Here is a 14,891-nt window from a genome sequence, read left to right as displayed (position 1 = left end):
ACCGAGGAAGGCACGCAGGCCTTTGCCACCATCGCCGCGGCGCATGAAGGCTGGATCGGTGAATTGCTGGGCAAGGTCAGCGAGGACGACGCGCGCCGGCTGACCGGCATGCTGACCTCGTTCCGCAGCAACTGGGAGGGACGCGAATGATCGCGATGGTCGGGCGCAAGCCGAAGCATTTCCTGTGGGAGGTCGAAGGCAGGATCGCAAAGGTCCGGCTCGACCGGCCGGAACGCAAGAACCCGCTGACCTTCGATAGCTATGCCGAGCTGCGCGACACGTTCCGCGACCTCGTCTATGCCGACGACGTCGACGCCGTGGTGTTTCTCTCCAATGGTGGCAATTTCTGCTCTGGCGGCGATGTCCACGACATCATCGGCCCGCTGGTCAAGATGGACATGAAGCAGCTTCTCGCCTTCACCCGCATGACCGGCGATTTCGTCAAGGCGATGCTGAATTGCGGCAAGCCGATTATTGCGGCGGTCGATGGCGTCGCGGTCGGCGCCGGCGCCATCATTGCCATGAGCTCCGATATCCGGATCGCCACGCCGGAAGCAAAGACCGCATTCCTGTTCACCCGAGTCGGTCTCGCCGGTTGCGACATGGGCGCCTGCGCGATCCTGCCGCGCATCATCGGCCAGGGCCGCGCCGCCGAACTGCTCTACACCGGCCGTACCATGACGGCGGCAGAAGGCGAGCGCTGGGGGTTCTACAACAGGCTGGTCGATGCCGCATCGCTGGAGGCCGATGCGCTCGACATGGCCGCGCGCATCGTCTCCGGCCCGACCTTCGCCCATGGCATCACCAAGACGCAGCTCAACCAGGAATGGTCGATGGGTCTCGACCAGGCGATCGAAGCGGAAGCGCAGGCGCAGGCGATCTGCATGCAGACGCGCGACTTCGAGCGCGCCTACAAGGCGTTCGTGGCCAAGGAAAAGCCGGTGTTCGAGGGCAATTGATGGCTGACAAGAGTTTTCTCAACTGGCCGTTTTTCGAGGATCGCCATCGCCAGCTCGCCGAGCAGCTGGAGGCATGGTGCGCGAAAAACCTGCCGGTCGATCATCATGATGTCGATGCCGCCTGCCGCGAGCTGGTGGGCAAGCTTGGCCGGGATGGCTGGTTGAAGCCGACGGCGCTCGACACGGACAATCCGGGACCACTCGACGTCCGCACCCTGTGCATCACACGCGAGACGCTTGCCCGCCATGACGGGCTGGCCGATTTTGCCTTCGCCATGCAGGGGCTCGGCACCGGTGCGCTCAGCCTGTTCGGCACGCCGCCGCAGCAGCAATGGCTGGCAAAGACGCGCGCCGGCAAGGCGATATCAGCCTTCGCCCTGTCGGAACCGCGCTCGGGATCGGACGTCGCCAACACCGAAATGACGGCGATCCGCGACGGCGATAGCTATGTCCTGTCCGGCGAGAAGACGTGGATCTCCAATGGCGGCATCGCCGATCTCTATGTCGTCTTTGCCCGCACCGGTGAGGCGCCCGGCGCCAAGGGGCTCTCGGCCTTCCTCGTGCCTGATAACACCAAGGGCCTCGGCATCGCCGAGCGGCTCGAAGTGATCGCGCCGCATCCGCTGGCGCGGCTGTCTTTCGACCAGGTCCGCCTGCCAGCCTCGGCACTGATCGGCAAACCAGGCGACGGCTTCCGCATCGCCATGTCGGTGCTCGATGTGTTCCGCTCGACTGTCGGCGCGGCGGCACTTGGCTTTGCCCGCCGCGCGCTGGACGAGAGCATCAAACGGGTGGCCGAGCGCAAACTGTTCGGCGCGCCGATGGCGGAGCTGCAGATGGTGCAGGGGCATATCGCCGACATGGCACTCGACGTCGACGCGGCGGCGCTTCTGGTCTACCGCGCCGCCTGGGCCAAGGACATGGGTGCGCCCCGCGTCACCCGCGAGGCGGCGATGGCCAAGCTGTTTGCCACCGACAAGGCGCAAGAGGTGATCGACAAGGCCGTGCAGCTGCATGGCGGCGACGGTGTCCGCAAAGGCCATATCGTCGAAAGCCTGTATCGCGAGATCCGCGCGCTGCGCATCTATGAGGGTGCCTCCGACGTCCAGAAAGTGGTGATTGCGCGACAAGTGCTGGGCGCGGCCTGACGGCGAGAAATTGACGGCGATTTTGAGACTTGGTTTTTGGAATACCGGGAGGTTTTGAATGCATACGATTCTGCAGCCGGAAGGCTGGGCAAAACCTGTCGGCTACGCCAATGGCGTCGCGGCACGCGGGCAGCTCGTCTTCGTAGGCGGACAGGTCGGCTGGAACGGACAATGCCAGTTCGAGACCGACGATTTTGTCGGCCAGGTGCGGCAGACGCTCGAGAACATCGTCGCGGTGCTGGCCGAGGCCGGTGCGGGGCCGCAGCACATCACCTCGATGACCTGGTATTTCACCGACAAGGCCGAATACCTCGCCAACCTCAGGGGCATCGGCGAGGCCTATCGCGAGGTGATCGGCCGGCACTTTCCGGCGATGGCCGCCATGCAGGTGGTGGCGCTGGTCGAGGACCGGGCCAAGGTGGAGATCCAAGCTACCGCCGTCATCCCGGAATAAACTATCGATTGTCCCAGGAATAAATTATTCGCGCAGTCCCGCCTTCCGCAAAATCGGCAGCACGTGATCGCAGAAATAGGGCAGTTCCTGCGTGTAGTTGACGAAGGACAGCGCGATGCCTTGATAGCCGTGCCCGGCAATGGCGGCCATGTCGGCGGCGATCGTTTCCGGGGTTCCAACCAGCGGGTAGGTGCCGGCGCCGCCGGCGAAACGTTGCCGATAGCGGTCATAGGCATGCGGGTCGTGCGATTGCGAGAATTCCTTCTTGCCTGCCATATGCGCATCGACCGCATCGTGGTCGGCCATATCAACGGCGTAGCGCGTGTAATAGGCCTGCGCCTCCTCCATCGTCGGACGGCAGACGACATGCGCCACCGTGTAGACGCCGACGTCGCGGCCTGCCTTGTCGGCGCGCTCGCTGATGTCGGCGACGTGCTTGCCGGCATCGCTCATCTCGGAAAAGGTCGTGAACAGATAATCGCATCTGGCGGCGGCGAAATCGCGACCCGGCCCGCCGAAAGCAGCGTTCATTGTCACGGGGCGCGGAACCTGCAGGCTAGCCGGCCGGCTGACGGCTTCCTTGAGGCGATAGTAGGTGCCCTCATAGTCGAGCGGCTCGGGCGAGGCATAAAGCTTTTCGAGGATTTCGATCCATTCCGCTGCCTGGTCGTAGCCCTTCTCGACCAGGGGCGTGCCGAACATGCCGAATTCCTTCGGGTTCCAGCCGCAGACGATGTTGAGGCCGGCGCGGCCCTGGCTGATGTGGTCGACCGTCGCCAGCGCCTTGGCTGCGTAGAGCGGATGCACCAGCGGCACATGCACGGTCATGAACAGGCCGATCTGCTCGGTGGCCATGGCAAGTGCTGCCGCCCAGGTGAAGGTCTCGAACGACCATTCGCGCACCTTGTTGCGGCCGCCAAAGCCGCGCCAGCGCGCGATCGGCAGCATGAACTCCAGCCCTGCCCGATCGGCGATCTGCGCCGCGGTCAGATTGTCCTGCCAGCTCGCTGTCCAGCGTTCCGGAACGTCGGTGATGGCAAGGCCGCCATCGGCATTGGTCGAAAAGACGCCGAGCTTCAGTCTGTTCGGGCCGTGCAAGGGGTGTGGTTTGTTCATGTCGCGACCTCCCGGCGAAGATCGCACGCTACGGCTCCGCAAAAATATTTCAAGCATGAAATCGCTTCGCCTGGCGCTGGTTTGCGGATATGGATTTGGGCAGGACGAAAAAGGGGATCGGCATGAGCGAGTTCCGCCAGAAATGCATCGGCAAGACGAACCTTGTCGGCTCCTTTGCAGCCATTCCCCATCCCGTCGCGGTCGAAGTGATGGCGCAGTCCGGTCTCGATTTCCTCTGCATCGACTGGGAACATGCCCAGATCTCGCGCGACATGATCGAGACCATGGTGCGCGCGGCCGACGTGCATCGCGTGCCGGCCATGGTGCGTGTTCCCGGCCATGCGCCGGAGGCCATCCAGGCGGCCTTGGATAGCGGCGCCCAAGGCGTGCTGGTGCCGCGCATATCGACCGCCCCCCAGGCCGCGATGGCCGTCAAAGCCTCGCGCTATCCGCCAAAAGGGGAGCGCGGTGTCGGTCCCGGCCGGGCCGCCGGCTATGGCTATCGCATTCCGGAATATCTGGCCGGCGCCAATGACAGGATCGTCGTCGCGATCCAGGTCGAGACATCAGAAGGGCTGGCCAACATCGAAGCGATCGCGGCCGTCGACGGCATCGACGTGATCTTCGTCGGCCCCGGCGATCTTTCGGTGTCGATCGATGCGCTGGGACCGCAAGGCGTAGACAGGCTCAATGCGGCGATCCGGACGATCGTCGGCGCGACGATCGCGCACGGCAAGGCCGCCGGCATATTTTGCGCCAGCCCACAACCTGTCGGGCAATGGGCAGCCATCGGCGCCAGCTTCTTCATCCTGGCCAGCGACACCATGTTTCTCGGCGCCGGCGCTGCGGCCAACTGTGCCGCCACACGCGACGAATTGGCATGAGACGGGCGCAGCTGGCGCAAAAAGGCGTATCGGCACGGCAACAGGACGGTCAAACTTTTTAAGCTTAAAACTTTCGCCTTGAAAAGTGCCGCACTTTGGATAAGCATTCCAGGATCGATGGCGACGGCCGTACCGGACCGGCTTCCCGGCCAGTCCATCGTTGTGCTCCGGGTAGGAGGGGTTTCAGTCCTTGTCGTTCGTACTGCCCCAGTCATCGTCCAGCGCGCGCTATGCCTTTGACGGCGTGCGCGCCCAGATTCGCGATCTTCACACAGAAAACATCGCCAACCTTGCCGTGCGGGCGCGTGAACTGGGCGATGTGATCGCGCTGTGGTACGGCGAAGGCGACATGGTGACGCCGGCTTTCATCCGCGACGCCGCCAAGGCCGCCTTCGATGACGGCCTGACCTTCTACGTTCCCAACATGCGCGGCCACGCCCCGTTGAACGAGGCGCTGTCGGAGTACCAGACGCGCATCCATGGCCGGCCGATCCCGATCGCGCGCACCATCGTCACGCCTGGCGGCATGCAGGCGCTGTACCTGGCGCTGGAACTGCTGGTCGATACCGGCAGCAACGTCGTCTATGTCGCGCCGCAATGGCCCAACATCCACAACGCCATCCATTTGATCGGCGGTGAGCCACGGCCGTTTTCGCTCGATTTCAGGGGCGACTGGCATCTGGATTTCGACCGGCTGTTCGCCACCTGCGACGCCCGCACGCGGGCGATCTTCCTGTCGACGCCATCCAACCCGACCGGCTGGACCGCATCGCGCGAGGAGATGCTGGCGCTGCTCGATTTCAGCCGGCGCACCGGCATCTGGATCATCTCCGACGAGGTCTATGGCCGGCTCTATTTCGACGGCGACGTTGCCCCCTCCATCCTGCAGATCACCGAGGACGGGGACCGGGTGCTGTCGGTCAACAGCTTCTCCAAAGCCTGGGCGATGACCGGCTGGCGCATCGGCTGGCTGACGCATCCATCAGGGGTGGCCGACCAGCTCGGCGCCATGACACAATATATCAACAGCGGCACCGCTGCCCCCATCCAGGCTGGTGCGGTTGCAGCCATCCGCCAGGGCGAGCCGCTGGTCGAAGAGATCCGGCAACGTATCCGGACCGGCCTCGACCTTGCCTATGACCGGCTGGCGGAGATTCCAGGCATCATCCTGCCTGCGAAACCGCGCGGCGGCATGTATGCCTTCTTTGCCATGGAAGGCGAAAGCGACGCACGTCTTGCCTGCGCCAAAATCCTTGAGACGGCGCGCGTCGGCCTGGCGCCCGGCCATCTCTTCGGAAGTTCGGCAACGGCCTTCCTGCGCATGTGCGTGTGCCGTGAACGCAAGGACATAGCTACCGCGCTCGACCGCATGGTCGCTGCCATGAATTGACGCCCTGCCTGAAGCGGGGCGGCAAAAAACCGTGCGGGAGCAACCCGCCCGATCAACAACAGAGGGAACACAAATGAGCTTCACTCGCCGCAAACTGCTACTTCTCGCCGCCGCCATCGGCATCGCCGCCGGCCCCGCCACCGCCTATGCCGCGGACGTGCTCAATGTCGGCGCGTACCCGACCAATCCGCCGTTCGAATACAAGAACGAGAGCGGCACCTTCGAGGGCTTCGAAGTCGACATCGTCAACGAAGCAGCCAAGCGCATCGGCATGACCACCGACATCGCCGATCTCGGCTTCCAGGCGCTGTTCGCCGCCACCACGTCGAAGCGCATCGATGTCGCCATCTCGTCGATCACCATCACGGCGGAGCGGCTGAAGTCGCAGTCGTTCACGCAGCCCTATTATGATTCCGACATGGGCATCGCCACCAAGACCGACAGCCCGATCAAGGCCGAAGCCGACCTCAAGGGCAAGATCGTCGGCGTGCTGTCCGGCTCGACCGGCGAGACCTGGGTCAAGGCGCATCAGGAAGCCGACGGCTTCAGCGACGTGAAGGGTTATGACACGCAGCAGAACCTGCTGCTCGACCTCAGCGCCGGCCGCGTCGATGCCGCCGTCAGCGACATTCCGGGCATGGAGTATTCCTTCACCAAGATGAAGGATCTGGTCGTCAAGGAACGCATCAAGACCGGCGAACAATACGGCCTGATGATGACCAAGGACCACCCGCTGCTCGGCAAGCTGAACGACGCGCTGAGCGCGATGAAGAAGGACGGCACGCTGGCCGCCATCCATAAGAAGTGGTTCGGCAGCGACGCGCCTGCCGACTCTTCGACCATGAAGGAAATGCCGCTGCCGAAGGCCTGAGCTGAAAGCTGCGCTGACATCGTGCCGGCTTTCCAGGCCGGCACGATTTATTTCATGCTCCAGCGCCGGCTTCCGCGCAGACCGTCTCGCCGCTGGCGAGGTCGATTGGTTTTAACCTGAGCATCCTTGCTCTCGGGTTCGGGAACGCTCCCATGTCGCTGCTGGATACCTTCTTCAACCCCGATGTCATCATATCCAGCCTGCCGGCGCTGCTGCGCGGCTTCCTGAACACGCTGCTGCTCGGCATTTTGAGCATCGGCATCGGCATCCCCATCGGCCTGGCGATCAGCCTGGTGCGACTCTATGCACCGAAGCCGCTGCGGTGGCTGGCGGTCGGCTATACCGACATCTTCCGCGCCCTGCCGGTGCTGGTCGTGCTGATCCTGATCTACTATGCGCTGCCCTTCCTCGGCATACGCCTGTCGTCCTGGGCCTCCGCCGTGACTGCCTTCGCCTTCATCATGTCGGCCTACTCGGCCGAAGTGTTCCGCTCCGGCATCGAAAGCATTCCGCGTGGCCAGTTCGAGGCGTCGCAGGCGCTTGGCCTGCCCTTCCTGCTGACCCTGCGCAAGGTGGTGCTGCCGCAAGCGATCCGCGTGGTCATCCCGCCGATGACCAGCAACTGCGTCTCGATGTTCAAGGACACCTCGCTCGCCTCGACCGTGGCGCTGCCGGAACTCTTGAAGGAAGCGACCAACGCGCAGTCGCTCTACGCCAATCCCTCGCCGTTGATCGGCGCCGCGCTTGTCTATCTCATCTTCCTCTGGCCGATGGTCCGCCTCGTCAGCCTGCTTGAAGAGCGCTTCAAGACCGAAAAGAAGCGCTGACCTCGCCAACTGATCCACCCCGCCCAAGTCCTTCGCAGGAGCCTGCCCGTGAACAAGCATCAAACCGACAACGCGAACAGCGCCTCCGGCGCGTTCCCCGTCGACACTATCCGCGCCATGTTTCCAGCCTTGCAGCGGGCCGGCGACTTCATCTTTTTGGACAATGCCGCCGGCGCACAGATCCCGCAAAGCGTGCTCGACGCGGTTACCAATCATCTGGTTTCGCACAATGTGCAGCGTGGCGGCCGTTATGGCCGCAGCGTCACCGTCGACCAGTCGGTTGCCGATGCTCGGACAAGCGTCGCGCTGCTGATCAATGCCTACAGCCCGGCGGAAATCTGCTTCGGCATGAACGCCACCTCGTTCATTCGCCTGGTCAGCCTCGGCATCGGCCAGATGCTGCAAGAGCGCGACGAGATCGTCGTCACCGACATGGACCACGACGCCAACATCGCGACATGGCTGGCGCTGGAGTCCGCCGGCGCAAAGTTCAAATGGTGGCGCATGCGCGAGGACGGCAATCTGCATGTCGACGATCTGCGCCCGCTGGTTTCCGACCGCACCCGTCTCGTCGCCTGCACGGTGACGGCGCATTCGATCGGCTCGATCGTCGATGTCGCTTCCGTGGCTGGTATCGCGCACGCGGCCGGCGCCGAAGTGTTCCTCGACTGTGTGCACTACGGGCCGCACGGGCTGATCGACGTGCAGGCCTGGGACTGCGACTATCTCGTCTGCTCCGGCTACAAGAATTTCTCGCCGCATATGGGCTTCCTGTGGGGCCGTTTCGAAACACTGAAGCGGCTGCCTACCTTCCGCGAGGATTTCATCCCCGACGAGCCGCCCTACAAGGTCGAGGCCGGCACCTTCATCTACGAGAACGTTTCAGGCATGGATGCCGCCGTGCAGTATCTGGAACTGATCGGCCGCAACCTGGCACCCTCCAACAACCGCTCGCGGCGCGACAACATCGTCGCCGGCATGGGCGCCATCCGCGACTATGAGTTGGTGCTGGCGCGCGAGATGCTTGGCGTGCTCAAGGACTGCGGCGCGACCATCTATGGCGTTGCCGACGAGGCCCGCATCACCGAGCGCGTGCCGACCTTCTGCTTCAACATCGGCAAGCTCTCGCCGCAGCGGATCGTCGAGGAAATGGCCGAGATGCAGATCGGCATCCGCGACGGCCACATGTACGCGCCACGGCTGATGAAGCGTCTCAACCTCTCGATGGACAGCGGCGCCATCCGCGCCTCGCTGGTCCACTACAACACGGTTGAGGAAGTCCGGCGCTTCGGCGCAGCGCTGCGCGCCATCATCGCGAAGTTGTCGTGAAACGACGCTTCGCGGAGCTCCGCCCTAGGATGACGAAGAGACGTTAAGCCGCCTTCTTCTTCGCCAGTCTGGCCTTGATCGAGGCGACGTCGGCACGCGGCGTCGCGGCGAACAGCGTCCTGGTGTAGCTGTGCTTGGGGTCGGCAAAGACCTCGTCGCGCGAGCCGTATTCGACCGCTTCGCCGAAATACATCACCATCACGTCGTCGGCGATGTAGCGCACCACGGACAAATCGTGGCTGATGAAGACATAGGTCAGCTGGAATTCGTCCTGCAGGTCGGCGAGCAGGTTCAGCACCTGCGCCTGCACCGAAAGATCGAGCGCCGAGACCGGCTCGTCCAGCACCAGCAGGCTCGGGTTGAGCATCAGCGCGCGGGCAATGGCGATGCGCTGGCGCTGGCCGCCAGAGAACATGTGCGGATAGCGGTTGTAGTGCTCGTGGCCGAGGCCGACCTTCTTCAGCATCTTCATCGCCAGGTCACGCCGCTCGGCGGCCGACTTGTCGGTGTTGATCAAAAGCGGCTCGCCCAGCACGTCGCCGATCTTCTGGCGCGGATTGAGCGACCCATAGGGATTCTGGAAGACGATCTGCACCTTGCGGCGCATCTCCTTCGTCAAGGGATTCCTGACGATGTCGACCTTGTTGCCGTCAATGAACAGGTCGCCCGCCGTCGCCGGATCGATCAGCGTGATGATGCGGGCAAGTGTGGACTTGCCGCAGCCGCTTTCGCCGACGATGGCCAGCGTCTTGCCCTTGTCCACCTTGAAGGAGACGCCCTTGACCGCATGCACGGTGCGCGGTCCGGTGAACAGGCCGCCGCCGATGTGATAGTCGCGGACGATGTTCTTGCCTTCGAGAACCGTGGTGCTCATGAGGCGGCTCCAGCAGCCGAAGGGGCCGGCTCGAACATCATGTCGGACACGGTCGGCAGACGATCGCCGACGGCGTTCTCCGGCAGCGCCGACAACAGCGCACGGGTGTAGTTGCTCTTCGGCGATTCAAACAGCGACAGCACGTCGGCCTCTTCCATCTTGCGGCCCTTGTACTGGACGATGACGCGATCGGCGGTCTCGGCCACCACGCCCATATTGTGGGTGATCATGATCAGGCCCATGCCGTATTTGGCCTGCAGCGAAACCAGGAGATCGAGGATCTGCTTCTGGATGGTGACGTCGAGCGCCGTCGTCGGCTCGTCGGCAATCAGCAGTTTCGGATTGCAGGCGATGGCGATGGCGATCATGACGCGCTGGCACTGGCCGCCCGACATCTGGTGCGGAAACGAACTCAAGCGTTCTTCCGGATCGGCGATGCCGACCAGCTTCATCAATTCGATGGCCCGCGCCCGGCGCTGGGCGCGGTCCATGCCCATGTGGAAGCGCAACACCTCCTCGATCTGGAAGCCGACGTTGAAGCACGGGTTGAGGCTAGCGACCGGCTCCTGGAAGATCATCGAGATGTCCTTGCCGACGATCTTGCGGCGTTCGGACGGGCTGAGCTTCAGCAGATCGATGCCGTCAAAGGCCATGCGGTCGGCCTTGACCGTTGCCGTGTTGGGCAACAGGCCCATCACCGCCAGCATCGCCACCGACTTGCCGGAACCGGACTCGCCGACGATCGCCAGCACTTCGCGCGGCTCGATCGACAGGTCGATGCCCTGCACGGCCATGAACGGTCCGGCCGCGGTGTCGAAGGAGACGGTGAGGTTCTTGATCTCGAGCAGAGGCATTCTCACGACCTCTTCAGCTTGGGGTCGAGCGCGTCGCGCAGGCCGTCGCCGATCAAATTGATGGCGAAGACGGTGATCAGGATGGCGAGGCCGGGGAAGGTCACGACCCACCAGGCGCGCAGGATGAACTCGCGCGCCTCGGCCAGCATGGTGCCCCATTCCGGCGTCGGAGGCTGTGCGCCCATGCCGAGGAAGCCAAGGGCGGCCGCCTCGAGAATGGCGTTGGAGAAGGACAGCGTCGCCTGCACGATCAGCGGCGCGATGCAGTTGGGCAGGATGGTGACCAGCATCAGCCTGAGATGGCTGGCGCCGGCGACCTTGGCGGAGACGACGTATTCGCGGGTCTTCTCGGCCATTACGGCGGCGCGGGTGAGCCGGGCGAAATGCGGCTGCAGCACGAAGGCGATGGCGATCATGGCGTTGACGAGGCCGGGGCCAAGCACCGCCACCAGCACCAGGGCCAGCAGCAGCGACGGGAAGGCCAGGATGATGTCCATGATGCGCATGATCAGCGTGTCGACCCAGCCGCGGCAGTAGCCGGCGAGCAGGCCGAGGATGACGCCGGAGATCAGCGCGGTGGTGACGACGACGAAGCCGATGGCGAGCGAGAAACGCGAGCCGTAGATCAGCCGCGACAGCATATCGCGACCGACGGCGTCGGTGCCGAGCAGGAACTGCGCGTTGCCGCCCTCCTGCCAGGCCGGCGGCGTCAGGAAGAAGTCGCGGAACTGATCGTCCGGCGAATGCGGTGCCAGCAACGGCGCGAAGATGGCGATCAGGATCAGCAGCGCAAAGACGAAGAGCCCGATCACCGCGCCCTTGTTGACGGAGAAGTAGTGCCAGAACTCGCCGAACATCTGCAGCCTTGCGTCCTGCTGCTTGACGACGGTCGCGGCTTCGATGGTGGCTGGGCCTTCGTTGCTCATGTCAGTTGGCCCGGATGCGTGGGTTGATGACGGCGTAGAGCACGTCGACGATCAGGTTCACCGACATGACGATCAGCGCAATCAAAAGCAACCCGCCCTGCACGGTGAAATAGTCGCGCTTGGAAATGGCGTCGATCATCCATTTGCCGATGCCGGGCCAGGAGAAGATGCTCTCGGTCAGGATGGCGCCGGTCAAAAGCGTGCCGACCTGGAGGCCGATGGTGGTGACGACCGGGATCAGCGCGTTGCGGAAGGCATGCAGGCCGACCACCCGGAACGGGGTCAGGCCCTTGGCGCGCGCGGTGCGCACATAGTCTTCGCCAAGCACTTCGAGCATGGCCGACCGCGTCTGCCTGGCGATGACCGCGAGCGGGATGGTGCCGAGCACGATGGTTGGAAGAACAAGGTGTGACAGTGCCGAACGGAAGGCGCCCTTCTGTCCGGAGATCAGGGAATCGATGGTCATGAAGCCTGTCACCGGCTTGAAGAAGTAGAGAAGGTCGATGCGGCCGGAAACCGGTGTCCAGTGCAGCGTGCCGGAGAACACGATGATCAGCAGCAGACCCCACCAGAAGATCGGCATGGAATAGCCTGCCAGCGCCGTGCCCATGGTCAGCTGATCGAACCAGGAGCCGCGGCGAATGGCGGCGAAGATGCCGGCGGCGACACCCAGGAAGACGGCAAAGATCATGGCAAAGATGGCGAGCTCGACCGTTGCCGGGAAGCGCACCAGGAAGTCCTTGAGCACCGGCGTCTTGGTGGAAAACGAGGTGCCGAAATCACCGCTGAGGATGTTCGTCAGATAGGTCAGGTATTGTTGCCATATCGGCAGGTCGAAACCGAACTGGTGCATCAGCGCCGTGTGACGTTCGGGCGACAGGCCGCGTTCGCCCGCAAGCACCAGCACCGGATCACCGGGCAGGATGCGCACGAAGCCAAAGGCGAGGATGGTTATCCCGATGAAGGTCGGGATGATGAGGGCGAGCTTGCCGAGGATATAGCGCAGCATGGCGGGCGAGTGGGGGCGTCACCACATGGCGACGCCCCCGTTTCGCAACCTTATTCGGCGATATCGACGCCGTCGAAGCGATGGATACCGAGCGGATCCATCGCAAAGCCGGTGACGGTCTTCTGCATCGGCATGAACACCTTGGAGTGAGCGAGCGTCGCCCAGGGTGCCTGTTCCTTGAAGATGACCTGTGCCTGTTCATAGAGCTTGGTGCGCTCGGCCTGATCCGAAACGGTCTTGGCCTTATTGATGAGCGCGTCGAAGTCCTTGTTGCACCATTCCGCGCGGTTGTTCGAACCGACGGAAGCGCAGCTCAGGAGCACGCCGAGGAAGTTGTCCGGATCGCCATTGTCGCCGGTCCAGCCGACGATGACGGCGCCATCGTGATCGACCGCGGAAGCGCGCTTGAGGTATTCACCCCAATCGTAGCTGACGATGTTGACGGTGACGCCGACCTTGGCGAAGTCCGACTGGATCAGTTCGGCGGTGCGGCGCGCGTTCGGCATGTACGGGCGCGACACCGGCATGGCCCAGACGTTCATCTTGAGGTCCTTGACGCCGGCTTCTTCGAGCAGCTTCTTGGATGCATCCGGATCGTACGGATCGTCCTTCACTTCCTTGTTGTAGGACCACATGGTCGGCGGGATCGGATTAACCGCCACCTGGCCGGCACCCTGGAAGACGGCGTCGATGATAGCCTTCTTGTTGATGGCCATGTTGAGCGCCTTGCGGACGCGCACGTCGTCGAACGGCTTCTGCTGGGTGTTGTACATCAGCGCACCGACATTGAGGCCTTCCTGCTCGTCGACCTTCAGGCTGGCTTCAGCCTGCAGGCCGGCGATGTCGGCCGGTGCCGGGTATGACATGATGTTGCATTCGCCAGCCTTGAGCTTCTGCGCACGCACCGCTGGATCGGTGGTGATGGCGAAGACCAGATCGTCGATCTTCTGCTTGCCGCCCCAATAGTCCGGGTTGGCCTTGTAGCGGATGGCCGCGTCGGTCTGGTAGTCGACGAAGATGAACGGGCCGGTGCCGATCGGCTTCTGGTTGAAGAGTTCAGGTGTCTTGTCCGCCTGCAGCTTGTCGGCATATTCCTTGGAGACGACCGAGGCGAAGTCCATGCCCAGCGTCGGAATGAAGGTGATTGCCGGCTCCTTGAGGGTGAACTTCACCGTCAGGTCATCGACCTTCTCGACCTTGGTGATGTTGTCGCCGAACTGGTCATTGTAATACTGGTAGGCAATGCCCGGGATGTACTGGAACCACGGGCCAGCCTTGTCGACCTGACGCTCGAAAGAGAACACCACGTCGTCGGCGTTGAAGTCGCGCGTCGGGGTGAAATAGTCGGTGGCGGCGAACTTGACGCCCTTGCGCAGCTTGAAGACGTATTCCTTGCCATCGTCGGAGATCGTCCAGCTTTCAGCCAGGCCCGGCGAGGTCGTTGTTTTGCCGTGATCGAATTCGACAAGGCGGTTGAAGACGGTGCGCGACGACGCGTCGAACGTCTGGCCTGCGGTATACGGCGCCGGGTCGAAACCCTCAGGCGAAGCTTCCGCGCAATAGACCAGAGTTTTCGCGTTGGCCACGCCGCCCAGGACGCTTGCAGCCAGCAACGCGGCTGCAAAAGTCAGTTTCTTCTTCATTGAGCACTCCCTGATGTTCTTCCAAGCCCCTCTATCAGGCTCGCGAAGCGCGCATATAAGCACCGTTTTTCCGGCTTTGGAACACCCCGTTTGCTTACCCCGCGGGAAGCAGGAAAAAAATCCGCGATTTTGCTAAATGGCAGAAAAAATTAGCAGTTTTTTCCATTCACGCTATTATTAACGACCGCATTTTTTTATTGATCGCCGATTTGACGATATCGATGCCGCGCGCTCTTCCGAGCAGCCGAGGATGCACCGGGACACAGGCCGGGACACAGGGGAGAGTGTCGGCCGCTGGAAAGATTTTGGACGGCAAATCTTTCGCCGCCTTGCCGCAAGGGCAAGACTTGCACGGTCACCAATGGAGGCAATACATAGATGATATAGCGGCAGCAGCGGAGGACGTCTCTGTCAATTCAGGGGCGAGCGCAACGCAGACGAACAAGAATTGTCGAGGGAGGTAACGGGTGGCAAAAGCATCAAGGACGACGGCGCCGGCGAAAGCGGGGGCCAAGGCGGCTCCAAAGGCAGCCGGCAAGGTCAAGCCGAAAGCGCCAGTTGCCGAAGCTGCCGCGACCAAGCTGAAGGCGGCCAGCGTGCCAGCAAA

General features: G+C 63.0%; 14 protein-coding genes. 8 read left to right on the top strand and 6 right to left on the bottom strand.

What is annotated here, in order from left to right; genetic code table 11:
• Nucleotides 1–146: 146 nt before the first annotated feature.
• The 3 genes from EN993_RS19365 to EN993_RS19355 are packed head-to-tail and all read left to right on the top strand — an operon-like array spanning nt 147 to nt 2,561.
• Nucleotides 147–959, top strand: a complete 813-nt coding sequence (locus tag EN993_RS19365) for an enoyl-CoA hydratase family protein (RefSeq protein WP_109666200.1) — start codon at nt 147–149, stop codon at nt 957–959.
• Nucleotides 959–2,107 (top strand): acyl-CoA dehydrogenase family protein, encoded by a 1,149-nt coding sequence (locus EN993_RS19360; protein WP_109666198.1) that lies wholly within the window; start codon nt 959–961, stop codon nt 2,105–2,107. Before EN993_RS19365 ends, EN993_RS19360 begins: the two co-directional genes overlap by 1 nt.
• A gap of 58 nt (nt 2,108–2,165) precedes the next feature.
• Complete coding sequence (locus EN993_RS19355) at nt 2,166–2,561, top strand: RidA family protein (protein ID WP_109666196.1); 396 nt, start codon at nt 2,166–2,168, stop codon at nt 2,559–2,561.
• A 24-nt stretch (nt 2,562–2,585) separates the two neighbouring features.
• On the opposite strand, the gene EN993_RS19350 is transcribed toward EN993_RS19355, so the two are convergent.
• Nucleotides 2,586–3,677, bottom strand: a complete 1,092-nt coding sequence (locus tag EN993_RS19350; protein ID WP_109666194.1) for an LLM class flavin-dependent oxidoreductase — start codon at nt 3,675–3,677, stop codon at nt 2,586–2,588.
• A 122-nt stretch (nt 3,678–3,799) separates the two neighbouring features.
• Between EN993_RS19350 and EN993_RS19345 the strand changes: the two genes are divergently transcribed.
• From EN993_RS19345 to EN993_RS19325, 5 genes are all read left to right on the top strand, one after another.
• Nucleotides 3,800–4,561, top strand: coding sequence for an HpcH/HpaI aldolase/citrate lyase family protein (locus tag EN993_RS19345; RefSeq protein WP_109666751.1), 762 nt, complete (start codon nt 3,800–3,802; stop codon nt 4,559–4,561).
• Nucleotides 4,562–4,751: 190 nt separating this feature from the next.
• Nucleotides 4,752–5,951, top strand: coding sequence for a pyridoxal phosphate-dependent aminotransferase (locus EN993_RS19340; RefSeq protein WP_127264550.1), 1,200 nt, complete (start codon nt 4,752–4,754; stop codon nt 5,949–5,951).
• A 73-nt stretch (nt 5,952–6,024) separates the two neighbouring features.
• Nucleotides 6,025–6,822 carry an ABC transporter substrate-binding protein gene (locus tag EN993_RS19335; protein ID WP_109666189.1) on the top strand — a complete coding sequence of 266 codons (798 nt, stop codon included), beginning with the start codon at nt 6,025–6,027 and terminating at the stop codon, nt 6,820–6,822.
• Nucleotides 6,823–6,974: 152 nt separating this feature from the next.
• Nucleotides 6,975–7,649 carry an amino acid ABC transporter permease gene (locus EN993_RS19330; protein ID WP_109666187.1) on the top strand — a complete coding sequence of 225 codons (675 nt, stop codon included), beginning with the start codon at nt 6,975–6,977 and terminating at the stop codon, nt 7,647–7,649.
• Between the two features lie 48 nt (nt 7,650–7,697).
• Nucleotides 7,698–8,978 carry a cysteine desulfurase-like protein gene (locus tag EN993_RS19325; RefSeq protein ID WP_109666185.1) on the top strand — a complete coding sequence of 427 codons (1,281 nt, stop codon included), beginning with the start codon at nt 7,698–7,700 and terminating at the stop codon, nt 8,976–8,978.
• Between the two features lie 43 nt (nt 8,979–9,021).
• Here EN993_RS19325 and EN993_RS19320 read toward each other — a convergent pair whose 3' ends face one another.
• The 5 genes from EN993_RS19320 to EN993_RS19300 form a co-directional block, all read right to left on the bottom strand.
• On the bottom strand, nt 9,022–9,852 hold the full coding sequence (locus EN993_RS19320; protein WP_109666183.1) for a dipeptide ABC transporter ATP-binding protein: 831 nt from the start codon (nt 9,850–9,852) through the stop codon (nt 9,022–9,024).
• Complete coding sequence (locus tag EN993_RS19315) at nt 9,849–10,706, bottom strand: ABC transporter ATP-binding protein (RefSeq protein WP_109666181.1); 858 nt, start codon at nt 10,704–10,706, stop codon at nt 9,849–9,851. The genes EN993_RS19320 and EN993_RS19315 overlap by 4 nt, the downstream gene beginning before the upstream one ends.
• A 2-nt stretch (nt 10,707–10,708) precedes the next feature.
• A complete protein-coding gene (locus EN993_RS19310; RefSeq protein ID WP_244482870.1) occupies nt 10,709–11,563 on the bottom strand; it encodes an ABC transporter permease subunit in 855 nt (284 codons plus the stop codon).
• Between the two features lie 70 nt (nt 11,564–11,633).
• Nucleotides 11,634–12,641 carry an ABC transporter permease subunit gene (locus tag EN993_RS19305; RefSeq protein WP_127264549.1) on the bottom strand — a complete coding sequence of 336 codons (1,008 nt, stop codon included), beginning with the start codon at nt 12,639–12,641 and terminating at the stop codon, nt 11,634–11,636.
• A 50-nt stretch (nt 12,642–12,691) separates the two neighbouring features.
• A complete protein-coding gene (locus EN993_RS19300; protein ID WP_126067526.1) occupies nt 12,692–14,284 on the bottom strand; it encodes an ABC transporter substrate-binding protein in 1,593 nt (530 codons plus the stop codon).
• Nucleotides 14,285–14,891 lie beyond the last annotated feature (607 nt).

This window comes from Mesorhizobium sp. M7D.F.Ca.US.004.01.2.1, assembly GCF_003997785.1.
Lineage (GTDB): Bacteria > Pseudomonadota > Alphaproteobacteria > Rhizobiales > Rhizobiaceae > Mesorhizobium > Mesorhizobium loti.
The sequence above is the reverse complement of the archived record's forward strand: the minus strand, read 5'-3'. Positions and strand labels throughout refer to the sequence as shown.